The sequence below is a fragment of the Oleisolibacter albus genome (assembly GCF_003336875.1).
In the GTDB taxonomy this organism is placed as follows: Bacteria; Pseudomonadota; Alphaproteobacteria; order Azospirillales; family Azospirillaceae; genus Niveispirillum; species Niveispirillum album.
This window is the reverse complement of record NZ_QGNJ01000011.1, coordinates 54132-80153: the sequence shown is the minus strand read 5'-3', so window position 1 is coordinate 80153 and position 26022 is coordinate 54132. Positions and strand designations below refer to the sequence as shown.

Annotated in this window: 27 protein-coding genes; 13 read left to right on the top strand and 14 right to left on the bottom strand. The window is 70.9% G+C overall.

The genetic code is table 11. The annotated features are described in order from the left end of the window. The 5 genes from DK368_RS15250 (at position 1) to DK368_RS15230 (ending at position 5231) form a co-directional block, all read left to right on the top strand. On the top strand, positions 1–567 hold the full coding sequence (locus tag DK368_RS15250) for a dTDP-4-dehydrorhamnose 3,5-epimerase family protein (protein ID WP_114394833.1): 567 nt from the start codon (positions 1–3) through the stop codon (positions 565–567). 5 nt (positions 568–572) lie between these two features. Beyond that, complete coding sequence (locus DK368_RS15245) at positions 573–1916, top strand: DUF4910 domain-containing protein (protein WP_240002519.1); 1344 nt, start codon at positions 573–575, stop codon at positions 1914–1916. A gap of 52 nt (positions 1917–1968) precedes the next feature. Further along, on the top strand, positions 1969–3237 hold the full coding sequence (locus tag DK368_RS15240; RefSeq protein ID WP_114394832.1) for a class I SAM-dependent methyltransferase: 1269 nt from the start codon (positions 1969–1971) through the stop codon (positions 3235–3237). 181 nt (positions 3238–3418) lie between these two features. Continuing rightward, entirely contained in the window at positions 3419–3766 is a 348-nt protein-coding gene (locus DK368_RS15235; protein ID WP_114394831.1) for a hypothetical protein, read from the top strand. An 88-nt stretch (positions 3767–3854) separates the two neighbouring features. Then, positions 3855–5231, top strand: a complete 1377-nt coding sequence (locus DK368_RS15230; protein WP_114394830.1) for a DUF6745 domain-containing protein — start codon at positions 3855–3857, stop codon at positions 5229–5231. Between the two features lie 53 nt (positions 5232–5284). On the opposite strand, the gene DK368_RS21460 is transcribed toward DK368_RS15230, so the two are convergent. After that, on the bottom strand, positions 5285–5452 hold the full coding sequence (locus DK368_RS21460; protein WP_155524594.1) for a hypothetical protein: 168 nt from the start codon (positions 5450–5452) through the stop codon (positions 5285–5287). 435 nt (positions 5453–5887) lie between these two features. On the opposite strand from DK368_RS21460, the gene DK368_RS15225 reads away from it, so the two are divergent. The 7 genes from DK368_RS15225 to DK368_RS22320 all read left to right on the top strand — a co-directional run bounded on the left by DK368_RS15225 (position 5888) and on the right by DK368_RS22320 (position 11095). Further along, the gene (locus tag DK368_RS15225) at positions 5888–6586 is read left to right on the top strand and encodes an ABC transporter permease (RefSeq protein ID WP_114394829.1); all 699 of its coding nucleotides are present in this window, start codon (positions 5888–5890) and stop codon (positions 6584–6586) included. A gap of 8 nt (positions 6587–6594) precedes the next feature. Continuing rightward, the gene (locus DK368_RS15220) at positions 6595–7317 is read left to right on the top strand and encodes an ATP-binding cassette domain-containing protein (protein ID WP_114394828.1); all 723 of its coding nucleotides are present in this window, start codon (positions 6595–6597) and stop codon (positions 7315–7317) included. Between the two features lie 53 nt (positions 7318–7370). Beyond that, a complete protein-coding gene (locus DK368_RS15215; RefSeq protein WP_114394827.1) occupies positions 7371–8219 on the top strand; it encodes an ABC transporter substrate-binding protein in 849 nt (282 codons plus the stop codon). A 30-nt stretch (positions 8220–8249) separates the two neighbouring features. Then, entirely contained in the window at positions 8250–9164 is a 915-nt protein-coding gene (locus DK368_RS15210; RefSeq protein WP_114394826.1) for a helix-turn-helix transcriptional regulator, read from the top strand. A 79-nt stretch (positions 9165–9243) separates the two neighbouring features. Then, positions 9244–10149: a formate dehydrogenase accessory sulfurtransferase FdhD gene (gene fdhD / locus DK368_RS15205; RefSeq protein ID WP_240002518.1), complete on the top strand. Its 906-nt coding sequence runs from the start codon at positions 9244–9246 to the stop codon at positions 10147–10149. Then, a complete protein-coding gene (gene mobA / locus DK368_RS15200; RefSeq protein WP_114394824.1) occupies positions 10139–10822 on the top strand; it encodes a molybdenum cofactor guanylyltransferase MobA in 684 nt (227 codons plus the stop codon). The genes fdhD and mobA overlap by 11 nt, the downstream gene beginning before the upstream one ends. Positions 10823–10972: 150 nt before the next feature. After that, complete coding sequence (locus tag DK368_RS22320; protein ID WP_275668532.1) at positions 10973–11095, top strand: hypothetical protein; 123 nt, start codon at positions 10973–10975, stop codon at positions 11093–11095. Positions 11096–11171: 76 nt separating this feature from the next. On the opposite strand, the gene DK368_RS15195 is transcribed toward DK368_RS22320, so the two are convergent. The 13 genes from DK368_RS15195 to DK368_RS15135 all read right to left on the bottom strand — a co-directional run bounded on the left by DK368_RS15195 (position 11172) and on the right by DK368_RS15135 (position 23878). Further along, positions 11172–12425: a molybdopterin molybdotransferase MoeA gene (locus tag DK368_RS15195; RefSeq protein ID WP_114394823.1), complete on the bottom strand. Its 1254-nt coding sequence runs from the start codon at positions 12423–12425 to the stop codon at positions 11172–11174. Further along, the gene (mobB, locus tag DK368_RS15190) at positions 12425–12994 is read right to left on the bottom strand and encodes a molybdopterin-guanine dinucleotide biosynthesis protein B (RefSeq protein WP_114394822.1); all 570 of its coding nucleotides are present in this window, start codon (positions 12992–12994) and stop codon (positions 12425–12427) included. The genes DK368_RS15195 and mobB overlap by 1 nt, the downstream gene beginning before the upstream one ends. Positions 12995–13059: 65 nt before the next feature. Beyond that, positions 13060–14010, bottom strand: a complete 951-nt coding sequence (locus DK368_RS15185; protein ID WP_114394821.1) for an alpha/beta hydrolase — start codon at positions 14008–14010, stop codon at positions 13060–13062. A gap of 159 nt (positions 14011–14169) precedes the next feature. Beyond that, positions 14170–15243, bottom strand: a complete 1074-nt coding sequence (locus DK368_RS15180; RefSeq protein ID WP_114394820.1) for a formate dehydrogenase subunit gamma — start codon at positions 15241–15243, stop codon at positions 14170–14172. A 51-nt stretch (positions 15244–15294) separates the two neighbouring features. Then, positions 15295–15891, bottom strand: a complete 597-nt coding sequence (gene fdh3B, locus DK368_RS15175) for a formate dehydrogenase FDH3 subunit beta (protein ID WP_114394819.1) — start codon at positions 15889–15891, stop codon at positions 15295–15297. A 15-nt stretch (positions 15892–15906) separates the two neighbouring features. Then, on the bottom strand, positions 15907–18840 hold the full coding sequence (locus DK368_RS15170) for a formate dehydrogenase subunit alpha (RefSeq protein WP_114394818.1): 2934 nt from the start codon (positions 18838–18840) through the stop codon (positions 15907–15909). Positions 18841–18859: 19 nt separating this feature from the next. Continuing rightward, positions 18860–19084, bottom strand: a complete 225-nt coding sequence (locus DK368_RS15165) for a twin-arginine translocation signal domain-containing protein (protein ID WP_114394817.1) — start codon at positions 19082–19084, stop codon at positions 18860–18862. A gap of 122 nt (positions 19085–19206) precedes the next feature. Beyond that, positions 19207–19896: a TorD/DmsD family molecular chaperone gene (locus tag DK368_RS15160; protein ID WP_114394816.1), complete on the bottom strand. Its 690-nt coding sequence runs from the start codon at positions 19894–19896 to the stop codon at positions 19207–19209. Positions 19897–20230: 334 nt separating this feature from the next. Further along, positions 20231–21025, bottom strand: coding sequence for a DUF3306 domain-containing protein (locus tag DK368_RS15155; RefSeq protein WP_114394815.1), 795 nt, complete (start codon positions 21023–21025; stop codon positions 20231–20233). 15 nt (positions 21026–21040) lie between these two features. Next, positions 21041–21553, bottom strand: a complete 513-nt coding sequence (locus DK368_RS15150; RefSeq protein ID WP_114394814.1) for a DUF3305 domain-containing protein — start codon at positions 21551–21553, stop codon at positions 21041–21043. 33 nt (positions 21554–21586) lie between these two features. Then, the gene (locus DK368_RS15145; RefSeq protein WP_114394813.1) at positions 21587–22609 is read right to left on the bottom strand and encodes a DUF6352 family protein; all 1023 of its coding nucleotides are present in this window, start codon (positions 22607–22609) and stop codon (positions 21587–21589) included. Further along, the gene (locus tag DK368_RS15140) at positions 22606–23142 is read right to left on the bottom strand and encodes a DUF6505 family protein (RefSeq protein WP_114394812.1); all 537 of its coding nucleotides are present in this window, start codon (positions 23140–23142) and stop codon (positions 22606–22608) included. The genes DK368_RS15145 and DK368_RS15140 overlap by 4 nt, the downstream gene beginning before the upstream one ends. 1 nt (position 23143) lies before the next feature. Further along, entirely contained in the window at positions 23144–23878 is a 735-nt protein-coding gene (locus DK368_RS15135) for a biotin/lipoate--protein ligase family protein (RefSeq protein WP_114394811.1), read from the bottom strand. A gap of 123 nt (positions 23879–24001) precedes the next feature. Here DK368_RS15135 and DK368_RS15130 point away from each other — a divergent pair, with 123 nt between their 5' ends. Continuing rightward, positions 24002–26020 carry a 4Fe-4S dicluster domain-containing protein gene (locus tag DK368_RS15130; protein ID WP_205028252.1) on the top strand — a complete coding sequence of 673 codons (2019 nt, stop codon included), beginning with the start codon at positions 24002–24004 and terminating at the stop codon, positions 26018–26020. The last annotated feature ends 2 nt before the right edge of the window (positions 26021–26022 follow it).

The following is a 26022-nucleotide window of genomic DNA, read 5'->3' as shown; positions in this document are numbered from 1 at the left end:
ATGCGGTTCGAGCCTCTGCCCATCACCGGGGCGGCCCTGGTCCGGCTGACGGTGCATCGGGATGGCCGCGGCGGCTTCGCCCGCACCTGGTGCGGCGACAGCTTCCGGGCGGCCGGCATCGACTTCACCCCCGTCCAGGGCAACAGTTCCTGGACGCGGGGCCGGGGCACGCTGCGGGGCCTGCATTTCCAGCGCGCCCCGCACGCCGATGCCAAGGTGGTGCGGCTGGTGTCCGGCCGCATCCACGACATCATCGCCGACCTGCGGCCGGACAGCCCCAGCTTCGGCCGCTGGCACGCGCTGGAGCTGTCGGCGGACAGCGACGCCATGCTCTACATCCCGCCCGGCTGCGCCCACGGCTTCCAGCTGCTGGAGGAGGAGGCCGGGGTGGAATACCTCATGGGCGCCCGCTATGTGCCCGACCTCTATGACGGCTGCCGCTACGACGATGCGGCCCTGGGCCTCCGCTGGCCGCTGCCGGTGACCCAGGTCTCGGACAAGGACCTGTCCTGGCCGCCGCTGGCCGGCCGCATGCCCGGCTTCCCCACGCATCAGGCCGCGGAGTGACGCCCATGGATGGTCCCGCCCTCTCCCCGCCCCCGGCCGCCGACAAGGATATCGGCGCCTGGATGCACGCCCTGGCCGCCGAGCTTTACCCCATCTGCCGCAGCCTCACCGGCGCGGGCGTGCGCCGGACCCTGGGCCGCGTGGCGGCGGAGATCCCGCTGACCCTGCACGAGGTGCCCAGCGGCACGCCGGTGCTGGACTGGGCGGTGCCGAAGGAATGGACCATCCGCGGCGCCCGGATCGAGACGCTGGACGGGCGCCGGCTGGTGGATCTGCGCGACCACGCGCTGCATGTGTTGAATTACAGCGGGCCCGTGGACGCCGTGGTCAGCCGCGCCGACCTGGCGGCCCATGTCCACACCCTGCCGCAGCAACCGGACCTGATCCCCTACCGCACCGCCTATTACGCGGAGACCTGGGGTTTCTGCCTGCCGCATCGGCTGTGGGAGGAGATGACCGACCCGGAGTACCGCGTGGTCATCGACAGCACGCTGGCCCCCGGCCACCTGACCTATGGCGAGCTGCACATCCCCGGCGAAACCGGCGACGACATCCTGCTGTCGGTCCATGTCTGCCATCCCCAGCTGGCCAACGACAACCTCTCCGGCCTGGCGGTGGCCACCGCGCTGGTGAAGCGGGTCCTGGAAACCCCCGGCCGCCGGCTGGGTCTGCGCCTGCTGCTGCTGCCGGCCACCATCGGCGCCATCACCTGGCTGGCCCGCAACGCAGAGGCCGCGGCCCGCATCCGCCACGGGCTGACGCTGAGCTGCGTCGGCGATCCCGGCCCGGTCCATTACAAGCACAGCCGGCGGGAAACGGCGGACATCGACCGGGCCATGGCCCATCTGCTGCGCCATGCCGGGGTGGAGCACGGTCTGCTGCCCTTCAGCCCCTACGGCTATGACGAGCGGCAATATTGCTCGCCGGGCTACGACCTGCCGGTGGGCTGCTTCATGCGCGGCGTCCACGGCACCTTCCCGGAATACCACACCTCCGCCGACAATCTCGACTTCATCACCCCCGCCGCCCTGGACCAGTCCTACCGGCTGCTGGCGCAGCTGCTGGACCTGCTGGACGCCGATGTGACCTATGTCCGCCGCGACGGCCGCGGCGAGCCGCAGCTGGGCCGCCGCGGCCTCTACCGCCAGATCGCCGGCCAGAAGGAGCAGGGCCGGTCCGGCGGCGGCCTGGACCAGATGGCCGTGCTCTGGGTGCTGAACCTGGCCGACGGCCGGCACAGCCTGCTGGACATGGCCGAGCGGGCCGGCCTGCCCTTCGCCACGCTGAAGGCCGCCGCCGACGCCTGCCTGGCCGCCGATCTCATCATCCCCGCCGGCACCGCCGGCTGATCCCTTCCCCGCGCCGCCCCCAAGGGGGGGCTCCGACCGTTTGAGGACAGACATGAGCGCCATCACCCAGTGCCGGTCCTGTGGCAGCACCCATCTCCTGCCCCTGCTCGATCTCGGCCGCCAGCCCCTGGCCAATGCCCTGGTGGATCTGGACAGGATCGACCAGCCCGAGGATCTGTTCCCGCTGGAGGTCTGCTTCTGCACCGGCTGCGCCCTGGTGCAGGTGACGGAGACGGTGCCGCCGGAGGTGCTGTTCGGCCGCGACTATCCCTACTTCTCTAGCTTCTCCCCGGCGCTGCTGGCGCACAGCCGCGCCCACGCCCTGGATCTGGTGGAGCGGCGCACGCTCGGACCCGGCACCCTGGTGGCCGAGGTGGCCAGCAATGACGGCTATCTGCTGCGCAACTTCGCCGCCGCCGGCATCCCGGTGCTGGGCATCGACCCGGCCAGCGGCCCGGCGGCGGCAGCCCGTGCCATCGGCGTTCCCACGGTGGAGGATTTCTTCAACCGGACCCTGGCCGAGCGTCTGGCCGCCGAAGGTTACAAGGCCGATGTCATCCTGGCCAAGAACGTGCTGGCCCATGTGGACGGCATCAACGAATTCGTGGCCGGCTTCGCCGCCCTGCTGAAGGATGACGGCATCGCCGAGTTCGAGTTCCCCTATCTGCGCGACCTCATCGAATCCTGCGCCTTCGACACCATCTATCACGAACATGTCTTCTACTACGCGCTGACAGCGCTGGAGCCGCTGTTCGGCCGGCACGGGCTGCATCTCAACGACGTGGTCCGCCTCGACATCCATGGCGGCTCGCTGCGGCTGACGGTCAGCAAGAATCCCGGCCGGACCGCACGGCTGCAGACCCTGATGGACGAGGAGCGCCAGCTCGGCATGCACGAGGAGGCCTATTACGCCTCCTTCGCCCGCCGCGTGGCCGCCGTGCGCGAGAAGCTGCTGGCGCTGGTGGCGGACCTGCGCGGCCAGGGCAGGCGCATCGCCGCCTATGGCGCCGCCGCCAAGGGCGCCACCCTGCTGAACTATGCCGGGCTGACGCGGGCGCAGCTGGATTTCGTCGTCGACCGCAACACCCACAAGGTGGGCAAGGCCATGCCGGGCGCCAAGCTGCCGATCCGCCCGGTGGAGGACCTGCTGACGGAGAAGCCGGACCATCTGCTGATCCTGGCCTGGAACTTCGGGCGCGAGATCATGGAGCAGCAGCGGGCCTATGCCGACCAGGGCGGCAGCTTCATCCTGCCGATCCCCGAACCCCACATGGCCCGGCCCGGCGACAATGCGGCCGTCGGGCCGGTGGCGGCCGAATAACGGGGCGACGGGACGGCAAGGCCGGGTGGAGACGCCGGGCGGGCATTCCCCGCCCGTCCAGGTTACCCCGCGTGCCCCGGAAGGCAGGGCGGGCATTGGGGCGCATGCTCCTGTTTAAGAACAACAAGCGACCGGTACCCGGCCGACCGACCTTCCCTTTCTTGCCCTGTGGAGATGCGTCATGGTCATGCCCGTCCCGACCCGCCCTGTTCAATACCGTCAGGGCGACGTCCTGCTCACCCGCATCGACAATCTTCCGCCCACGGCACGGCCCCTGCGGCCGGAGCAGGACCGTGTGGTCCTGGCCTATGGCGAGGTCACCGGCCATGCCCACGCCATGGGGGCGGCCCGCGTCTGCTATTTCCGCGACGATGGCGGCCGCCGGGCCTTCATCCAGGTCAGCGGCGACGGTCCCACCGCCCTGTCGCACGAGGAACACCGGACCATTCCCGTCGAGCCGGGCCTCTATGAAGTGACCCAGCAGCGCGAATACGAGCCGAAGGCCCAGCCCCGCGCCATCGCCGACTGACCATGGGCCGGCTGGCCATGGGCCGACTGACGATGGGCCGACTGATGGGTCAGCCCGAAAACGGGGGCGGCGGCCAAGGGGACCACCGATGGTGATGGAGGAAACGGGCCGGCCTGTCGAAGGCCCGCCGCCCGTCTGGCCGGACCACACGGCCTGGCGTGACCGGCTGGTCTGGCGCACGCGCAGCAGCCGGACGGCGGCCGAGGCCGCCATCCGGGCCGCCTATGAAGCGGCCGACCTGCCCCCGCCCAGGGCCATCCTCTGGGCCGGCGGCCCGCGGGACGCCCGGACCCTGCTGGAGCGCACCGCCTGGCGTCGCATGGGACCCTGGCTGCTGCTGGTCCTCGGCCTGCTGATCGCCGCCATGCCGCTGATGGAAACCCGTCCCGGCCTGGACGGGCTGCGGCTGGAGCTGCCGCACGGTGCCCTCATGGTGCTGGGGCTGGCCTTTCTCACCGTGCTGATCTTTGCCCAGCTGCTGTCCGGCGCCCTGGCCGGCCCCGGCCGGCTGACACCCTGGCTGATGATTCCCGTCCTGGTGGGGCTGTCCTGCATCGGCCTCGGCGCCGTGATGCAGGGAGACCTGTCGCTGCCGCCGCTGACGGCCCTGGGCGGCCTGCTGGCCCTCACCGCCCTGATCCTGTTGACGCTGCCGCGGCCGACCCGGCTGCACGGCACGCCGCTCCTGTTCGGCCGCAGTGCCGGGCCGCGGCTCAGCCGGGCCTTCCACCGGCTGCTGGACCGCACCCGCCGCACCGTCCACCCCGCTCCCTACGGGCTGGAGCTGGGGGACCGCATCTCGGCCTTCGTGCGGCTGCTGGCCGTGGTCTGTCCCCCCAGTTTCGACACGCCGATCGCCTTCTATGCCCTCGACCGGCTGGTGCGGATCACGCTCGCCCCCGAACGGACCGGCGATGCCGAGCGGCGGCTGGCCGCCTTCGCCGACCTTGCCTGGCGGGTGGACGGGCTGTGGAGCTTCACCGGCGTGGCCATCGCCATGGAACCGCCGGTGGAGGTGCATCTCGATGAGCGCGGCCGGTTCCATCGGGCCGACGGGCCGGCATTGCGCTGGCGCGACGGGTCGGCCCTGTTCGCCATCGACGGCCGCTTCGCCAGCGATCCCTCGATCCTGGTGGCACCGGACGAGCTGACGGTGTTCCAGATCCGGCACGAGCCCGATCCCGGTCTGCGCCGCGCCCTCATCGCCCAGTACGGGCCGGAACGTCTCATGCGCACCCTGGGGCGCCGGGTCAGTGTCGATGCCGTGGGCGAACTCTGGCGCATCGACGATTTCGACGGGGAGCCGCTGGTCATGGTGCGGGTGCTGAATTCCACGCCCGAGCCGGATGGCAGCTACAAGCCCTATTGGCTGCGGGTTCCGCCGGGAACCGCGGGTGCCCATGCCGGCATCGCCTGGACCTTCGGGCTGACACCGGGCCGCTACGCCCCGCAGATCGAAAGCTGAAACAGGCCCTCTTCCCGCATGCCCGTCCCGCGCCGGGCCGGCGGGGGGCAGGCTCACAGCAGGGCGTTCAGGCACAGCACCATGATCAGCGCCACCGACAGCACGGTCGTGGTTTCGACCAGATCGGTCATGCTGGGCATCGCATCCCACAGGCGGGCCAGCCGGCCCTGCGGCGCACGGATCTTGGCGGATTTCGGCGTGGTCAGCGTCAGGATGGTCATCGGTCGCGTCCTCATGTCCGGGTTGGCGGCGCCGTCCGCGCCTGTCCGACAAAAAGCAAGAGGCGTGCCAACCGCCGGAAGCCTCGGTTTTCCTTGAAAAATTCAGACATGCTGGGGGTGGGGCGCGACAAAATGACGGCCCCCCGCAGCAAGTCGCGGAAACCACCACCCGCCTGTCCGATGGGCGCCGGCCTCCGTGTCCGGAACCGGACACCCCTGTCCGGGAACGGACAGAACGCATGCGCGCATGCGTGCGGCAGTGAACGGCCCGCCGTCATGGCCGGTCTTGCATTTTTCCCCATTTCCGCCACGTCCTCCCGTGCAAGGGAGTTCTTGCGCAAATCCTGGAGTTTATGCAGGGTCCTGCAGGATTGACGGCAGGGCAGGCAGGCCCGGCCGGGGACCTGATCGGGCGGGGCGTGATCGGGGGCGAGTATGGGTGACGCCTTTGCGGCGGCGCTGGCGCTGATTGCCGGCGCGGACGAGACGCTGGTGGAGATCGTGCTGCTGTCGCTGCGCGTCACGCTCAGCGCGCTGCTGCTCGCCTGCGTCGTCGGCCTGCCGCTGGGGGCGCTGCTGGGCATCGTGCGCTTTCCCGGCCGCGGTCCCGTGGTGGTGCTGATCAACGCCCTGATGGGATTCCCTCCGGTGGTGGCCGGACTGCTGGTCTATCTGCTGCTGTCGCGCACCGGCCCGCTGGGGGCGCTGGGCCTGCTGTTCACCCCCGGCGCCATGATCCTGGCCCAGTCCATCCTGATCCTGCCCATCGTCACCAGCATCACCCGCCAGGTGGTGGAGGATCTGTGGGCCGAATATGGGGAGCAGCTGCGCTCGCTGGGGTCCGGCCGCCTGCGCGCCGTGCCCACCCTGCTGTGGGACGGGCGCCATTCGCTGGTGACCGGCGTGCTGGCCGGCTTCGGCCGCGCCAGTGCCGAGGTGGGGGCCGTCATCATCGTCGGCGGCAACATCGCCGGCCACACCCGCACCATGACCACCGCCATCGCGCTGGAGACCTCGAAGGGCAATCTGGCCCTGGCCCTGGGGCTGGGCCTGATCCTGATGCTGCTGGCCCTGGCCATCAACGCCGCGGCCTATGGCGCCGGCCGCGCCGCCCGCCGCAGTGCCGGGCTGTGAGGTCGCCCATGCGCGCCGATCCCGCCATCCTGCCGCTGGAGGTCGCCGATCTGGGGTTCCAGGCCGACGGGCGCTGGCTGCTGCGCCAGGTCTCCTTCCGCATCGAGGGCGGGCGCAGCATCGTCCTCGGGCACAATGGCGCCGGGAAAAGCCTGATGCTGCGCCTCTGCCACGGGCTGCTGACCCCGGCGGAGGGGCAGGTGCGCTGGCGCGGCCCCGGCGGCGGCGACAGCGTGCGCAAGCATGCCATGGTGTTCCAGCGTCCGGTGCTGCTGCGCCGCTCGGCGCGGGACAACCTGCTGCACGCCCTGGCCCTGGCCGGGTTGGACCGGCGCAGCCGCGCCCTGCGGGCCGATGCGGCGCTGGACCGGTTCGGCCTCGCCGCCCTGGCCGGCCGCGCCGCCCGCGTGCTGTCGGGCGGCGAACAGCAGCGTCTTGCCATCGCCCGCGCCTGGGCCGTCCGGCCGCAACTGGTCTTCCTGGACGAGCCCACGGCCCATCTCGATCCCGCCGCCACCCGGGGGGTGGAGGCGGCGCTGGAGGTGTTCCGCCAGGAAGGCACGGCCGTGGTCATGACCACCCATGATCTGGGCCAGGCCCGCCGTCTGGCCGATCAGGTGCTGTTCCTGCATCAGGGCCGCCTGCTGGAGCAGACGCCGGCCCCCCGCTTCTTCGACACGCCCCGGACACCCCAGGCCGCCGCCTTCCTGCGCGGCGAGCATATCGACTGACCACGCGCTCACCACACCCGCCGTCAACGACAACCAAGACCGAGGGACCCACCATGTTCCGCACCCTGACCCGCCGCCATCTGCTGGCCCTTGCCGCCGCGACCGGCTTCGCCACCGCCGCCCTGACCGGCCCCTCCGCGGCCCTGGCCGCCGACAAGCCCTTCATCACCGTCGCCTCCACCACCAGCACCGAGGCGTCGGGCCTGTTCAAGCATCTGCTGCCGGCTTTCACCGCCAGGACCGGCATCGAGGTGCGCGTGGTGGCCCAGGGCACCGGCCAGGCCCTGCAGACGGCCAAGGACGGCAATGCGGACGTGGTCTTCGTCCATGACAAGAAGGCCGAGCTGGAGTTTGTGGCCCAGGGCTTCGGCGTGAAGCGCCAGGATGTGATGTACAACGACTTCATCCTGGCCGGCCCCAAGGCCGATCCCGCCGGGATCAAGGGCGGCAAGGACATCGTCGCCGCCATGAAGACCATCGCCGGCAAATCAGCCCCCTTCGCCAGCCGCGGCGACGACAGCGGCACCGACCGGGCTGAGAAGCGCTTCTGGAAGGAGGCCGGCGTCGCGCCCAAGGGCGACTGGTACCGCGAGCTGGGCGCCGGCATGGGCCAGACGCTGAACACCGCCGCCGCCATGGATGCCTACACCCTGTCGGACCGCGGCACCTGGCTCAGCTTCACCAACCGCCAGAACCTGGAGATCGTGGTGCAGGGCGATCCGCGCCTGTTCAACCAGTACGGCGTCATCCTGGTCAACCCGGGCCGGCATCCCACCGTCAAGGCCAAGGAAGGCCAGGCTTTCATCGACTGGCTGGTGTCCAAGGATGGACAGGCCGCCATTGCCGACTACAAAGTGGGCGGCGAGCAGCTGTTCTTCCCCAATGCCGCCTCGGGCTCCTGATCCCGGGGCATCCTGCCTGACGGACCCGCCATGGCCCCTTCCGCCCCGACCGACTACCTCACCGTCAAGGAGGTCGCCGACCTTCTGCGCCTCAAGGAGCGCAAGGTCTACGATCTGGTGAAGGAGGGGCGGATTCCCTGTCTGAAGGTGACGGGCAAATGGCTGTTCCCCAAAGGGCAGGTGGAGCATTGGCTGTCCAGCGGCCGCCGCGCCCTGGACAGCGCCGGCGCGGTCCCGGCGGCGCGCCCGGCGGCACCGGCCATCGTCGCCGGCAGCCGCGATCCCTGGCTGGACTGGTGCATCGCCCAGTCCGGCTGCGGACTGGCCACCATGGGCGGCGGCAGCCTGACCGGGCTCGACGCCGTGCTGGCCGGGGAGGCTCTGGCCGCCGGCATCCATCTGCTCGACGCCGCCAGCGGCGGCTACAACGCCCCCTATCTGGAGGGGCGGGGCGGCACCGACGGGTTGGTGCTGCTGGAATGGGCCAAGCGCGAACAGGGCCTCGTCCTGCCCCCCGGCAACCCCAAATCCGTCCAGGGGATCGCCGATCTGGCCCGCCCCGACATCCGCACGGCCCTGCGCCCGGCGGAAGCCGGCGCCCATGTGCTGCTGCTGGCCCTGCTGGACCGTGCCGGCCACGGGCCGCAGGCGCTGACCACGGACGGCACCATCCAGGCCAGCGGCTTCGAGCTGGGGCTGGCCGTGCTGGACGGCCGCGCCGACACCGGCCTCGCCACCCGGGCCGTGGCCCGCCGCCTGCACCTGGATTTCCTGCCCCTGGCCTGGGAACGGTTCGACCTGCTGGTGGGCCGCCGCGACTATTTCGAGCCACCGATGCAGACCCTGCTGCACTTCGCCCGCGGCACCGCGGCGGTGGCCAAGGCGAAGGACCTGTCGGGCTACGACCTGACCGGCCATGGCAGCGTTCGCTGGAACGGCGCCTGACGCCCCTGCCCTGTTGACAAGCGGCGGCGGCTTGGCCTCCCCTGACCCTGTGACCATCGCCTGGGGAAAGCGCCTGCCCGTGTCCTGTCCGACCGATTTCAGCGGCCGCCTGCCGGCTTTCCTCGTCCGGCCCGCGCCGGATGATCCGCGCCTGACCGAAACCGTCAGCGGCATCGACCAGACCGGGGCGGCGGTGGACGCGGCGGTCACCGTGGAACGGCCGCTGACGCTCTATCTCAACGGGCAGGAGATCGTCACCATGATGACGATCGGCGACCATCCCGAGGATCTGGCCCTGGGCTATCTGCTGAACCAGAACATGCTGCGGCCGGACGATACGGTCACGGCGGTGCAGGTCGATCCGGAGTTGGATGTGGTCGTGGTGCGCACCGAACGGCGCACCGACTTCGAGGAAAAGCTGAAGAAGAAGACCCTCACCTCCGGCTGCGCCCAGGGTACCGCCTTCGGCGACGTCATGGAGAAGTTCGAGACGGTGCGGCTGGCGCCGGACGCGCGCCTGCGCACCTCCTGGCTCTACAGCCTGCTGCATCAGATCAACACGGCCCCCAGCCTCTATCTCACCGCCGGGGCCATCCATGGCTGCGTGCTGGCGCAGGAGGACCGGCCGCTGGCCTATATGGAGGATGTCGGCCGTCACAACGCCGTGGACAAGATCGCCGGCTGGATGTTTCGCCACCGGGTTCCGGCCGATGACAAGATCTTCTACACCACCGGCCGCCTGACCTCGGAAATGGTGATCAAGACGGTGCAGATGGGCATTCCCATCCTGGTCAGCCGCTCCGGCTTCACCGCCTGGGGGGTGCAGCTGGCCCGTCAGGCCGGGCTGACCCTGATCGGCCGCGCCCGTGGCAAGCGCTTCGTCGCCCTGTCCGGGGCCGGGCGCATCGTCTTCGATGCCGACCCGGCCTATGCGGAGGAGGAGTCCGCCCGTCACCGCCGCAAGGGAGGCCGCGATGAGGACTGACAGCACCAGGCTGGTGGGCGTGCTGCTGGCCGGCGGGCTGGCCCGGCGCATGGGCGGCGGTGACAAGGGGCTGAACCGGATCGGCGGCCGCTCCATCCTGGAGCGGGTGGTGGCCCGCCTGCGGCCGCAGGTGGAGCTTCTGATCCTCAACGCCAATGGCGATCCCGCCCGCTTCGCCGGGCTGGAGGCCCTGCGCGGCCTGCCGGTGGTGCCCGACGGGCTGCCGGGCCATCCCGGCCCGCTGGCCGGCATCCTGGCGGCGCTGGACTGGACGGCGGCGCAGGCGCCCGAGGCCACCGACGTGCTGAGCGTCCCCACCGACTGCCCCTTCCTGCCCCGCGATCTGGCCGCCCATCTGGCCGGCGCCCGCGACGGCGCCGGGGCCGAACTAGCCTGCGCCCGCTCCGGCCCCTTCCCGAACCGCGGGGTCGAGGACGGCAATGACGACTGGCAGGCCCATCCGGTGGTCGGCCTGTGGCCGGTGGCGCTGCGCCACGACCTGCGCCGCGCCCTGGTGGAGGAGGATCTGCGCAAGATCGACCGCTGGACCGCCCGCTACAGGCTGGCCTATGCCGATTTCCCCGCCGATCCGGTCGATCCCTTCTTCAATGCCAACCGGCCGGAGGATCTGGCCGAGGCCGAGCGGCTGCTGGCCGCCCATCCCCGGCTCTGACACCAGCGGCCGGGCGCGCCGGATCGTTCCGTCGCGTCACCGACCGGCGGACCGAACCTTTCGTGCAGCCTTGTCGCCGGCGGCGGCGCCCCCTATGATCCAGGCAAACGGGCGCAACCGCCCCGCCCTGCTTTCCCCGGGAGTTCCGCCATGAAGGCTTTCCTGACCGCCATCGTCGTCGCGCTGGGCATGGCTGCCGGCGCCGCCCTGATCCTGGGCGAGGTGCAGAAGCCCGCCGAGGAGGGCTTCGCCACCCAGGGCGTGCGGCTGTAACCCCCGCCCCTGACGGCCCCGCCCGTCGGCGGGGGCCGGGTGAGGGGAAAGCGGCGGCAAGCCGGGCCGGTCCCCGCTACAGCAGCAGCCCCAGCGGCAGGCAGCACAGGGGATCCCCCGGCGCCACGCGGGTACACTCCTCCGGCAGTTCCACCAGCGCATCGGCGGCCACCATGCTGGACATGATGCCGGCGCCCTCACGCGGGAATTTCACGGCCTCCAGCGTGCCGTCCGCGGCCGTGTGCAGCTGCACCCGCACATATTCCCGCCGGTCCTTCTTCTTCCTGTAATCGAAACCCGCCCGCACCGGGAACCGCGGCGGGTCCAGCGGTTCGGCCCCCTGCAGCCGCTGCACCAGCGGGCGCACCAGGCAGAGGAAGGTGACCATGACCGCCACCGGATTGCCGGGCAGCCCGGCGAAGGCCGTCTCCCCCACCTGCCCCAGCGCCACCGGCCGGCCCGGCTTGATGCCGACGCGCCAGACATGCAGGCGGCCCTGGGCCTCGACCGCCGCCTTGACATGGTCCTCCTCGCCGGTGGAGACGCCGCCGCTGGTCAGGATCAGGTCATGGTCCGGGGCGGCGGCGGCCAGGGCGGCGGCGATGCCGTCGCGGCTGTCGCGCAGGATGCCCAGGTCGGTGACGCGGCAGCCCATGCGGGCCAGCAGGGCGGCAAGGGTGAAGCGGTTGCTGTCATAGATGGCCTGCGGCGGCCGTTCCCCGCCCGGCTCGGCCAGCTCGTCGCCGGTGGAGAAGATGGCGACGCGCAGGGGCCTGCGCACGGGCAGCACCGTCAGCCCCAGGCTGGCCGCCAGCCCGATCTCCTGCGGGCGCAGGCGCCGGCCGGCCGGCAGCGCCAGGCTGCCGCGGGCCACATCCTCGCCCGCCGCGCGGGCATTGGCGCCGCGTTTCAGGCCGGGGCGCAGGATGACGCGGTCGCCGTCCAGCACCGCATCCTCCTGCATCATCACCGTATCGAAGCCGTCCGGCATGGGCGCGCCGGTGAAGATGCGCACGGCTGTGCCCGGCGGCGCCGGCCCGTCCAGCCGCTGTCCCGCCGCCACCCGCGCCGCCACCGGCAGCGCCGTCTCCCCCGCCGCCGCCAGATCGGCGAAGCGCACGGCATAGCCGTCCACGGCGGAATTGGCGAAGGGCGGCACATCGACCGGGGCGATCAGATCCTCGGCCAGCACCCGGTCCAGGCACTGGCGTAGCGGCAGCCGCTCTTCCGCCGCCACCGGACCCAACCGGCCACGGATCAGGGCGACCGCCTCGTCCAGCGGCAGCAGCGGCCCGCCGAAGGCGAAGCAATCATCGCTGAGCTGGGCCATCAGCCCGCCTCCCCCGTTCCCGACCCCGCGTCGGTCCGCCCAAACTTGGTCAGGCGGACGTTGGTCAGCCCGACGTTGGTCAGGATGAAGTCGGCGATTGCCTCCACATCGTTGAGGTCCAGCACCGGCAGCGCACAGCCGGGGATGGGGCCGTCACTGGCCACGGCGACGATATGGGGATCGTCCGGGTGCAGCAGCGGCTTGCCGTTGGCGGCGCGCCAGATCTCCAGCTTGGGATGGCTGTCGCGCTTGAAGCCTTCCACCAGCACCAGATCCACCGGCGACAGCTTGGCCACCAGCTCGGCCAGGGTCGGCTCGGGTGCGCCGCGGTTCTCATGCATCAGCGCCCAACGGTTGGCGGAGGACACCAGCACCTCTGTCGCCCCGGACATGCGGTGGACATAGGAATCCTTGCCCGGCTGGTCCACATCGAAAGCATGGTGCGCATGTTTCAGGGTGGACAGGGTGAAGCCGTGGGCCAGGATGGCCGGGATCAGCTTCGCCATCAGCGTGGTCTTGCCGCTGCCGCTCCAGCCGGCCAGACCGAAGAGTCGGTGTATCTGGGTCATGATGCGATCTGGGTCATGGTCCGCCCAGTCTAGCCCGGAAGTCCCCGCCCGCACCATGCGGGCGCTCAAACAGGCGGCAGTTTTTCCAGGAAGCCGGTGAGGACCGGCATCAGGCCGGGATGCAGGGGCCGCGACGGATCACCATAGGCGGCGATGTTGGCGGCGCGGTCGGCGGGTGCCGTCTTCAGCACATGGTTCATGCCGTCCAGCATCACCGCCGTGGCATCGGGACGGGCGGCGGCCAGGGCGCGGAAGTCCGCAGCCCCCACCAGCAGGTCGGTGCTGCCGCCGACGATCAGCACCGGCAGGCGCAGATCCGCCAGCAGGGCGGCCGGATCATGGCGCAACCAGCTGATCATATAGGGCTGCACGCTGGGCCGGTAGAGCATGGCCAGCGGCGGCGGCACCTCGGCCACCGTCTTCCCCTGTTCCAGGCTGGTCAGGATGCTGTCCGCCTGCGCCCGCAGGTCCGGGGGCATCGGCGCGGCGGCCAACTGCGCGCGGATCACATCGCCCGCCTTATGCCCGGCCCCGTTCAGCAGAACCAGACCGGCGAGCGGCACCCTGCCAGCGGCGGCCGTGGCGATCAGGGCGCCTTCGCTGTGCCCCAGCAGCACGATGCGGCGGACACGCGGCTGCTGCCGCAGCCACCCGGTCCAGGCCACCAGATCGTCGACATAGGTATCGAAGCGCAGGTCCTGCTCCACCGCGCCGGCGGCCGCCGAGGCGGCAATGGCCCGCTTGTCCATGCGCAGGCTGCCCCAGCCCGCCTGGGCCAGCCCCTCGGCCAGCAGCTTCAGACTGTCGTTGCGCATCTTGGGATTGTTGCCATCCCGGTCGGTCGGACCGGACCCCGCATGCAGGATGACCACATCCATGGGACCATCACCCGGCGTGGTCAGCAGCGTCCCGAACAGCGCACCCGTGGGCGTCGACAGCTGCACCTCCGCGGCTTGCACCGGATGAAACAGACAACCGACCAGCAGAAGCAGAAGCACCAATGGACGCCGGAGCATGATCACGACCCTGAGGTGAAGACCGGCCGACGATGCACTTTTTTTTCGGAGGTCCGTAAATACCCGATTGCGGCACCCGATCATCCGCCCCCCCCCAGCGAAACGGGCGCCGGGGTCTCCCCCGGCGCCCGTCTGGCGGACCCCACCGCTGGCTGCGGCCTATTCGGCGGCCACGGGATGCGGCTTCGGCGGATCGTTGCGCGGCCCCAGCATGTCCTGCACCCACAGATCATGGTGGGCGCGGGCCCAGTTGAGATCGACCTCGCCCGACCCCATGGCGGCGAACGCCCCCTCCATGCCGACGGAGCCGATATAGATGTGGGCCAGCACGATGGCGATCAGCCCGACCGCCACCACGGCGTGGACGATCTGGACCAGATGCATCCCGTCCATGCCGGTGAACCAGAAGGGGAACATCAGCGTATAGCCGGTGACGGACAGCAGCGCCCCGCCCAGCACCACGCTCCAGAAGATGCCCTTCTGGCCGGCATTGAAGCGGTGGGCATGGGGATGGCCCTTGCCGACCAGACCGCCGCCCTGCTTCAGCCAGTCGATATCCCCCCTGTCGGGAATATTGTCCTTGACCCACAGGACGAACATCAGGATGACGCCCAGGGTGAAGGGGAAGGACAGGTAATTGTGCGCGAACTTGCCGGCCGCGGACAGGGCGGTGAAGGTCTCCGGCCCCACCAGCGGCAGCAGCAGCGTGCGGCCGAAGGCGATGTTCAGGCCGGACAGGCCCAGGATGATGAAGCAGCTGGCGCTCAGCCAGTGGGCGAAGCGCTCGAAACCGTTGAAGCGGCTGATGGTCTCCCCGGCCTGCCCCTGCTCCATGCGGATGCGGCCGCGGATGGCGAAAAAGCCCATCAGCACGACCAGCATGCCCAGGATGATGACGCCGCCGATAACCGGCATGTCCTCACGGCGGAAGTCGCGCCATGCCTTGCCTTCCGGCTGGATCAGCAGGGCGGCCTTCTTGTCGGGGATGCTGACGCGGCCGGCCACGTCGCCCTTCAGCTGCTGGAACAGCTGCACCTCCTGTTCGGAGATGCTCTGCGGCTGCTGGCCGGTGGGGGTCTGCCCCAGCACGGGTGCGGCGGACGGCGCGGCGGCTGCCGCCGCGGTTGCCGCCGTCCCGGTCTGGGCCAGGGCTGGTGCTGACGCCAGCAGCGGCAAGGCCAGAAGTCCGGCGGCCAGGCGGGTAACCGTGAGGCGGGTGAGCTTGGTGATCATGGGTATCCTCCATCCCGCCCCTGTCCCCGGGGGGAAAGGGGCGGCGCTGCCTCAGGCCGCGCTTGCATCCTTGTAGGCCACGGACCAGCCCCAGGCGCCGGTGCCATAGCCGCGGGTCACCACGCGCTCCTTGTAGATGGAGGCGATGATGTCGCCGTCGCCGGCCAGCAGGGCCTTGGTGGAGCACATCTCGGCGCAGAGCGGCAGCTTGCCCTCGGCCAGGCGGTTGGCACCGTACTTCTCATACTCCGCCGGGGTGACATCGTCCTCCGGCCCGCCGGAGCAGAAGGTGCATTTGTCCATCTTGCCGCGGCTGCCGAAATTGCCGAGCTGCGGATACTGCGGCGCCCCGAACGGGCAGGCATAGAAGCAGTAGCCGCAGCCGATGCACAGATCCTTGCTGTGCAGCACCACCCCGTCGGCCGTGGTGTAGAAGCAATCCACCGGGCAGACGGCGGCGCAGGGCGCGTCCGTGCAGTGCATGCAGGCCATGGAGATGGAGCGCTCGCCGGGCGTGCCGTCATTGATGGTGACGACGCGCCGGCGGTTGATGCCCCACGGCACCTCATGCTCGTTCTTGCAGGCGGTGACGCAGGCGTTGCACTCGATGCAGCGCTCGGAGTCGCAGAGGAATTTCATCCGTGCCATTGTTCGTCCCTCCGCTTACGCCGCCTCGATGCGGCACAGCGTGACCTTGGTTTCCTGCATGAAGGTGGCGGGATCGTAGCCATAGGTGGTCAGCGTGTTCACGCTCTCACCCAGCACGATCGGATCGGTGCCCTTGGGGTAGTTGCCGCGCTGGTCGGCCCCCTGCCAGAAGCCGGCGAAGTGGAAGGGCATGAAGGCCACGCCCTTGCCCACGCGCGCGGTGACAAGGGCCTTCATCCGGGCCTTGGCGCCGTTCTCCGGCCCATAGACCCAGACCATGCCGCCGTCGCGGACGCCCAGGCGCCGGGCATCGTCCACATTGACCTCGACGAACATGTCCTGCTGCAGCTCGGCCAGCCACTTGTTGGACCGGGTCTCCTCGCCGCCGCCCTCATATTCGACCAGACGGCCGGAGGTCAGCAGGATGGGGAACTTGTCCGCCAGCTTCTGCTCCACCGCCTTGGTCTGCACGGTGCGGCCGATGTTCAGCACGCGGAAATCGCGGCTGTCGTCGCGGGTCGGATACTGGGCCACCAGATCCGGGCGGCTGGTGTAGATCGGCTCGCGGTGGACCGGGATCGGGTCGGGCAGGTTCCAGGCCACGGCGCGGGCCTTGGCGTTGCCCATGGGCGAGCAGCCATGCAGCAGCGCCACGCGCTGGATGCCGCCGGACAGGTCGGTGGTCCAGGACACGCCATCGGGGCTGGCGCCGCCGACGCGCTGGATCACGGCCAGCTCCTCGGCCGTCAGGTCGCTGTCCCAACCCAGCTTCTTCAGCATGCCGTAGGTGAATTCGGGATAGCCGTCCTCGATCTCGGAGCCGGCGGAATAGCTGCCGTCGGCCAGCAGGCTCTCGCCGTTGCGCTCCACGCCGAAGCGGGCGCGGAAGGCGCCGCCGCCCTTCATGACATGCTTGGAGGTGTCATAGAGCACATGGGTCCCGGGGTGCTTCAGCTCCGGCGTGCCCCAGCACGGCCAGGGCAGGCCGTAATAGTCCCCGGCCACCGGGGAACCCTCGCGGCCCAGCAGGGTTATCTTGTCGAAATCGGCCTGATGCTTCATGTGCAGCTTCAGGCGTTCCGGCGACTGGCCGGTATAGCCGATCGACCAGCAGGAGCGGTTGATCTCCCGCAGGATGTCCTCGGGCTCGGGATGCACGCCGTCGACCTTGATGTTCTTGAACATCTGGTCGGCGAAGCCCAGCCTGCGCGACAGCAGGTACAGGACCTCGTAATCGTCCTTGGACTCGAAGATCGGCTTCACCACCTGCTCGCCCCATTGCAGCGAGCGGTTGGAGGCGGTGCGGGACCCGGCCGTCTCGAAATTGGTGCAGATCGGCAGCAGATAGGTGCCGTCCCTGCGGTCGGACAGGGCGGCGAAGGTGGTGGGGTGCGGGTCGGCCACGACCAGCAGCTCCAGCTTCTCGATGCCGGTCTTGACCTCGGGCATGCGGGTGACGGTGTTGCCGCCATGGCCGAAGACGACCATGCCGCGGATCAGGTCCGGCTGGTCCACGTCCTTGGCCTCGTTCAGCACGCCGTCGAACCAGCGGGTCGTCGGGATGCCCTTGGCCTCCATCAGCTTCTTCTTGGCATCGCGCGGCATGTCCGCCTTGCCGAAGCGGTTCAGCAGATACTCGTAATCAACCTCCCAGGCGCGGGCGAAGTGCTTCCAGGCCCCTTCCGCCAGCCCGTAATAGGCGGGCAGCGTGGTGACATCCAGGCCCAGGTCGGTGGCGCCCTGCACGTTGGTGTGGCCGCGGAAGATGTTGGCGCCGCCGCCGGCCACGCCGATATTGCCCAGCGCCAGCTGCAGGATCGACAGGGCGCGGACATTGGCCGTGCCCACGGTGTGCTGGGTGATGCCCATGCACCAGATCAGGGTGCTGGGCTTGTTCTTGGCCATGATCTCGGCGATGCGCCGGACCTGCTCACCCGGCACGCCCGTGACCCGCTCCACCTCGGCCGGCGCCCATTTGCCGACTTCCTTGCGGATCTCGTCCATGCCGTAAACGCGCTGGCGGATATATTCCTTGTCTTCCCAGCCATTCTCGAAGATGTGCCAGAGCATGCCCCAGATCAGGGGAATGTCGGAGCCGGGGCGCAGCCGCACATATTCGGTGGCGTGCGCCGCCGTGCGGGTGAAGCGCGGGTCCACCACGATCATCTGGGCGCGGTTCACCTCCTTGCCGCGCAGCACATGCTGCAGCGACACCGGGTGCGCCTCGGCGGGGTTGCCGCCCATGATCATGATGGCTTTGGAATTGTTGATATCGTTGTAGCTGTTGGTCATGGCGCCGTAGCCCCACGTGTTCGCCACGCCGGCGACGGTGGTGCTGTGGCAGATGCGGGCCTGGTGGTCGACCGTATTGGTGCCCCAGAAGGCCGCGAACTTGCGGAACAGATAGGCCGCCTCGTTGGTGAACTTGGCGGAGCCCAGCAGGAACACGCTGTCCGGGCCGGAGGCGTCGCGGATGGCGGTGAGCTTGCTGCCGATCTCGTCGATGGCCTGGTCCCAGCCGATGCGCTTCCACTCGCCGCCTTCCAGCTTCATCGGATATTTCAGGCGGCGGTCGCCATGCACCAGCTCGCGCACCGAGGCGCCCTTGGCGCAATGGGTGCCGATATTGATCGGGCTGGTGAAGCTGGGCTCCTGCCCCGTCCACACGCCGTTCTGCACCTCGGCGGTGACGGTGCAGCCCACGGAACAGTGGGTGCAGACGTTCTTCCTGATCTCGGTGGGGACGCCGGGAATGGTCGGGCCGGCCTCGGCCTTGCGCACCGTGGTCAGGGACAGGGTGCCGACGGCGGCCAGTCCGCCCGCCGCCAGACCGGACCGGCGCAGGAAGCTGCGGCGGTCCACCGGGGCGCCAGCGACGCTGGCGAAGGCATCGGCGATACGGCTGCGGGACGCGGACGGCCGCGGCGCGGCGCTGCGCTTGATCAGCATGGGTCGTGCCTCCCCGATCTCAGTACCGGTTGGTCCGGTAATAGGCTTTGACGTGCTCGGTTTCCCGATAGCGGGCCTTCGTGCGCTCCGCCCCGGTTTCCTTGGCCTGGGCCGGGCCGGCCGCCAGCAGCGGCGCGGCCACGGCGGCCCCGGCGGCCGTGCTGCCCAGCGCCCGCAGGAAGTCGCGGCGCTCCAGCCCGGAACCTCCGGCCGTGTCGTCCGCCTGACCGTTCTTGACCGACATCGTCCTACCCTCTCCCTGAAAACCCGCCGCGGCCGTTCCGGCCTTTGAACGGCGGGCGCCGGCCGGGTCCGAACCCCGGATCCTTGCCGGCCCTGACACACGAATACGTCCTGGCCGCCCTCTCAGGCCGCCAGGACGAAGGCTTGCGCCTCGATCTCCATGAACAGCCGCCCGATGGCCCCCACCGGGGCATAGAGCGCGGCGCCCTCGGCCCGTTCCAGATCGGCGAAGAAGCGGCCGGCCCAGGGGGCGATGTGGCGGTCGAAGAACTGGCGCTGCTGCGGCAGACCGGCCGCGAACTCCCCGGCGATCAGCCCGGCCATCATCTCGGCCAGACTGGCCATGTGGTCCTCGGGGTCGGACGATCCCTCCGCGCGGCCGATGCCCAGGCGCGCCATGTCGGCGCGCAGCCGGGCCAGCGGCTTCTCGTTGAGGAAGCCGGTCAGATAGAAGGAGGCATAGGGGACAAGCTCCCCGCGCGCCACCCCGATGAACAGCCGATGGTATTCACGCTCGGCGGCATGGGGCGTGGCGGTGGCGGCCCGCCGGGCCAGCTCGCTCAGCGCCATGCCCAAAGGAGAGGCATCGCCTGACAGGGCGGACAGGCGGCGCAGCAGATCGGCATCGGGCGCCGCCGCCAGCAGGCCGCCCAGCAGCGACCAGAGCCGGGCGCGCAGCAGGTCGGCCTCGTCAAGAACGGGCCGGGCAGCCGCAGCCGATGGCGCCGCCGGTGCAGCAGCCGGTGCCGCAGCCGGTGCCGCGGCCGATGCGGTGCGCGCAAACGCGGCACGATTGTCCGGCGCGTCCGACACGTCCCCTTGCCTCCCTCGATCATCGCCAGAAATGGACATCAGCACGGGCTTCCCGGTCTGCGAAAGCGGTTCTGCCCAACAGACAGGCATCAGGCCCGTATCATGAAGATGTTAGTGCGACAAAAAACGTCAAGGCAAGGGGCTTTCGAGGTTAATGCTTCGTTCAGCAAAATACCGCGCGGCCGCGCACCAAGTTAATAATGGCTCGCAGTAAAATTTGCATGTTTCTGCAAAGTCTTTCTTTGGTTTCCACCAATGACGGGATGCAACGGGCCGGACTCCGACGGAACGGCAACTACGTCAACGGCCGGTCGCGGACACGCTGCCGGCGGCATCACCGCGGCACAGCCCCACCATGGCGGCGGCGGCGCGGCGGGGTCCCGGGCGGAGCGGCCTCGACCGGGACGGGGGCGGCCGCTGGAACCGGCGGCACAGGCGGCACCGACTGCGGCAGGGGCGGCAGCACAGCCGGAGCGGATGCGGGCGGAGCGGACGCCGGCAGCGGTTGCGGGCGGGACAGGTCCGGCTCTCCCGGCCCGGTCTCCTCCGCCGGTCCCGCGGACGGGCGCGCCGGCTCATCGTCCCCCCCGGCGGCGGCTGCCGTCTCCGGCCCGGATTCGGCCCCGGGCCGCTCGCCCGTCATCCCGTCCATGGTCTTGAACAGGGCGTCCACCGCCTTCTTCACATCGTCGGTGGGCAGCAGCTGGCCATAGCCGGGCGCGTTGAAGTCCCAGTCATACTCGGCGAAGGTCCTGTAATTGGCGATGGCGGGGTCGGCGGCCCACAGCTTGCGCAGAGCGGCGTTCTTCAGCGCCGTCGGCACGCCCTTGCGCAGGAACTGGGTGAAGTCGCTGTCGGCCCCCAGGCTGTCGATGGGGGGCAGACTGTCCAGATCGACGCTCTCCTCGGCCGCTGCACCGGCCGCCGGCACGGCCCCGGCCGCCGCCGCGTCCGCCGCGCCCCCATCCGGTGTTCCCCGGGCCGCCCGGCCCTGGACCGGCGTCCCCTCGCCCGCCACCGGCCCCACTCCCGCCACCGGCGGTGCCGGCGGTGCCGCCGGCCGGGGCGCCCGCGCGTCGCGCTTCAGCCGCGACCAGCGGGACAGGAAGCTGCTCTCATCGTCGCTCATCGCCGGCTCCGGGCGTTACAGGTCGCCGCCGGGACCGCGGCGCCGTCCCATGGCCAACGCTTCCGGGTCGGCCTTGTCGCGCTTGCGCTTGAACCGCGGCCGCTCCACATGGTGCGTGGCGAAGAAGGCGGCCACCCAGTCGCGCACCAGCGCCGGCATCGGCACGGCCTCCATCAGATCGTCGCCGCTGTCGGCATGGGCATGGGCCTCGCCGGCATCGACCGTGGCCAGCAGCAGCGCCCACCCCGACGGCGTCTCGCCCCGGCGCAGCACCACATAGACGGCCGGGGCCTGGCTCTGCACCGCCGGCTCATAGGTTTCCGTCTCGGCCGAATACAGCGTGATGTCGGCGGTGCCGGCATAGAAGGTGGTCACGCCGTCCACCTCGGACAGCACGGTCCAGGGCGGCGTCTGCGGCGATCCGGGCAGCACGCCGGCGATGCGCCAGACCCAGTCGGCCCAGCGGCTGGCGGCGGGCCGCCGCTCCACCACCACCCCCACCGGCATGCGCTCCACGACCATGCCCATCGGCCTTCTCCCTCCGGCGGTCCGCCGCCGGTCTCAATTGGCGCCGCCCTCGCGGAACGGCAGGTTCAACAGCAGGTTCTGCGGCTTCAGCCGCAGGGTCCTGGCCCCGGTCATGGCCATGGCCAGATAGACCGGCCGCCCGGCCACCCGCTCCAGCATGTCGCCGGGATCGGCGAAGTCCAGCCGGAACAGCGACAGCACCCGCGCCAGATCGGCCTGGGGCACGTCTTCCCCCCGCCACATGGCATTGAGGCTGCGGCTGGCCTCCCCGTCCAGCCCCACATGCCAGACCCAGCGCGCGTCGCGGATGGTCTGCACCGGCTGGATGGAGACGCGGACGCCGGTGAAATGGGCGACCCAGCGTTCCAGCACCCGCGCCAGCGCGTCCAGGCCGGGCCGGGTGAAGGCCACGTCCAGCACCATGTCGAAGCGGTCGGACCGCTCCCAGTACTGGTCGGCGCTCTCGGCGTGCAGCACATCCAGATCGACGCTGCGCGGCGCCGTGCCGGCCTGGGCCAGCAACTGGGCCAGAGTGCCGAAGCCGCCGGTGGTGGCCCGCTGCTCCACCACCTCCTCGTCGGCCAGCAGGATGCCCCCCTCCTGGATCGACACGCGCTGGGCCCGGAACAGGCATTCCGCCGCGCGCAGCAGCAGCGGATCGGCGCAGCCGTCCAGCATGTTGCGCAGGATCAGATGCACCAGCTGGTCCAGGAACAGGGCCGGCACCCGGCCGACCCCGCCGCGCATCAGCCCCAGATAGGCGGCCTCCAGCGTCGGCTGGGCCAGCAGCCGGTCGCGGAAACCCAGCCAGACCGCGTAATTCTCCCGCCCGTCCGCATCCTCGATGGCGGCCAGCGTGGCCTCGTCCACGCGCAGGGTCGGGTCGGCCAGCAGCGCCTGATGCAGCGCCCGTTCCCGCGGGCCGGACTCCGGCACCGGGGCCATCTCCGGCCGCGCCAGGAAGGCGCGCAGGAAATCCGGCGTGGCCACCAGCCCGCCATTGTCGGCCCTGTCCAGCAGATGATGGCCGGAACTGATCCAGAAATCGCGGCTCACGCCCCATCCTCCTTGCCGCCTTTGCCGGCGGCATTCTGTTCCGTATCCGGAACAATCGTCCAGATGCGGGCATGATCCCGCTCGCCGGGCGGCGGCACCACCCGGAAGGCCTCGCGGATCTGCCCGTCCGCCTCCACGCGCCGCGACACGGCCAGCAGCGTGCCCGGCGGATGCTCCCGGCACAGCTCGGCGGCGAACGCCACCTCCTCCGCCGCCGCCGCCCGGGCCATCTCCGCGGTCGGGCAGCCGAAATCCTCGACCAGCCGGCGGGCCAGCGCCCGCACCGCCGCCGCCGCCTCGTCCGCCGTGGCCGTGGCGACGGTGACCATGGTGGACCAGCCCAGACTGTCCAGGCCCAGGAAGCCGTTGCTGAAGGCCTGCCGCCGCTTGCCCGTCAGCGCCGCCGGGTCCCCGCCCAGGAAGGCGAAGGCGCCGGACACGGCCCATTCCCCCGGCTCGGCCGCCATGTCGAACACGAAGCGGTCGGAGGCGTCCAGCCGCAGCGTGCGGGGCAGCGTGCGCGCCGCCTCCATCTCAGAGCGTCCAGCTCGGGCGGGCCTGGGCCGCCGCCAGGCTCTCCCGCCGGGGCCTGGCCGATCCCGGCTCCAGCAGCAGCAGATCGCCCGTGAGCGGGTCCAGCCCGTGGCGCACGGACCCCCGGGTCCGGGCCGGCGTCAGCCGCGTCAGCCAGTCCTGCGCCAGCGGCTCGAACCCCTCCTCCAGGAAGCGGCTGACATGCAGCAGCAGGTGGCGGCTGAAGGATTCCAGCAGCGGCAGCGGCTCCACCGCGCCGAATCCCTCCTCATACAGGGCCGTGCGCTCCGGCGTGCGGCCGGGATCGGTCAGGTCGGCCGGAAAGGACAGGCGCAGCTGCACCCCGGCCACCAGCCAGTCCGGCACCGCCGCCTCCGTGCTCAGGGCGGCGGCGGTCACGGCCACGCCGCCCACCAGCGCCCCGTCCACCAGGATGCGGTCGGGCCAGTCGAATTGCGGGTCCTTCTGCGGCGGTCCCAGCGTGCTCAGCGCATCGGCCATGGCCAGCATCATCACCGGCCCGATGCCGCGGGCGCGGGCCAGCGGCAGCTCCGGCTCGAACACCACAGCCACGTCGAACCGGTCGGGGCGGGTGCCGTAGACCAGGGTGGCGGCCCCGGCTTCGGCCTCAGCTTCGGCCACGGCCCGCAGCAGCGCATCCGACGGGCCGCAGCACACCGGCTGGAACGGCGGCGGAAGGCTGACCACCGGCGATGCGGCGGGCAGTCTATTCATTTATGCCATCCTCCCAATTGTCGGCCGGCGCAATATCTGTTCTCTAGGTGAACAAGACAAGGGACCTGGCCGGACCGGCGCCGGGCCTCTGCACCGACGTGGAAGCAAAGGGACGCGCCCATCATGAAGTTGAACGGCCGCACGGTGCTGCTGTGCTCCTGTGAAGGCACCATGCCCCTGGATGCCGCCGCCCTGGGCAAGGCCTGCGGACAGGCCGCCCCCACCCTTTCCCACCAGCTCTGCCGCGGCGAGCGGGACCGGCTGGCCCGGGCGGCGGGGACCGCCGGCCCGCTGCTGATCGCCTGCACCCAGGAACGCGCCGTGTTCGAGGAGACGGTGGAGGAGGTCGGCGGCGACCCGGACGCGCTGACCCTGGTCAATATCCGCGAGCGCGCCGGCTGGTCGGCCGAGGCCGCGGCGGCCACGCCGAAGATCGCCGCTTTGCTGGCGGAGGCGACGCTGACCCGGCCGGAGACGCCCCTGGTCGGCCTGACGTCGGAGGGCGTGGCCCTGGTCTATGGCCGCGACGAGACGGCGATCGAGGCCGCGCGCCAGCTGGCCGACCGGCTGGATGTCACCGTGCTGCTGGACCGGCCGGGCGCAGTGCTGCCGCCCGCCAGCACCGACTTTCCCGTGCTGAAGGGCCATATCCGCATCGCCAAGGGCCATCTCGGCGCCTTTGAGATCATCGTCGACGATTATGCCCTGCCCGCCCCCTCCTCCCGCCGGGCGCTGGCCTTCGGCCCGTCCCGCGACGGGGCCAGCAGCCGCTGCGACCTCATCATCGACCTGACCGGCGGCACGCCGCTGTTCTCCGCCGCGCACAAGCGTGACGGCTATCTGCGCGCCGACCCCGGCAGCCCCGGCGCGGTGCAGGCCCTGCTGGCCAGGGCCGCCGATCTGGTCGGCCAGTTCGACAAGCCGAAATATGTGGATTACCGCGCCGACCTCTGCGCCCATGGCCGCAACCGGCGCACGGGCTGCACCCGCTGCCTGGAGGTCTGCCCCACCGGTGCCATCACCCCCGACGGCGACCATGTGGCGCTGGACCCGTTCATCTGCGCCGGCTGCGGCAGCTGCCATGCCGTCTGCCCCACCGGCGCCGCCAGCTACGCGCTGCCGCCGGCCGACACGCTGCTGGAGCGGCTGCGCACCCTGCTGGAGACCTACCACACCGCCGGCGGCCGCGATGCCGTGCTGCTGGTGCATGAGGCCGAGCATGGCGCGCCGCTGATCGACCTGCTGTCGCGCTGGGGCGACGGGCTGCCGGCCCGGGTCATCCCCGTCGCCGTCAACGCGCTGACCCAGCTGGGCATCGAGTTCTTCGCCGCCGCCCTGGCCTATGGCGCCGCCGAGGTGCGGCTGCTGGCCTCCACCCGCCCGCGCGACGACATGCTGGCCACGGCCAAAGTCCTGGGCCTGGCGGAGACGGTGGCCAGCGGGCTGGGCTACGGCTCCGGCCGCTGCGGCATGCTGGAGGCCGACGATCCCGACGCGCTGGCCGGCCTGCTGGCGGCCCTGCCGGCACGGGCGGGCGGCAGCGCCCGTCCCTTCCTGCCTATGGGCGACAAGCGCGCCCTGATGAAGCTCAGCCTGCGCCAGCTGCACGCCGCGGCGCCTGCCCCGGTGGAGGTGCTGCCGCTGCCGCCGGGCGCCCCCTTCGGCACGCTGGACATCAACGTCGATGGCTGCACCCTGTGCCTGGCCTGTGTCCAGGTCTGCCCCACCGGCGCCCTGTCCGACAATCCCGAGCGCCCGCAGCTGGCCTTCACCCAGGATGCCTGCGTGCAGTGCGGCCTGTGCAAGGCCACCTGCCCGGAGAAGGTCATCAGCCTGCGCCCGCAGCTGGATTTCACCGGGACCGCCCGCAGCGCCGTGCCGGTGAAGGAGGAGGAGCCGTACCACTGCATCAGCTGCGGCAAGCCCTTCGGCACCAGGGCCACGGTGGAGAAGATCGTGTCCAAGCTCCAGGGCAAGCACTGGATGTATGCCGGCGCCAGCGCCGGGCTGGGCGACAATCCCATCGACCGCGTGCGCATGTGCGCGGACTGCCGCGTCGTCGCCCAGGCCAGCAGCAGCATCGATCCCTATGCCGGCCCGGACCGCCCCCGCCCGCGCACAGCGGAGGATTACAAGGCCTGACC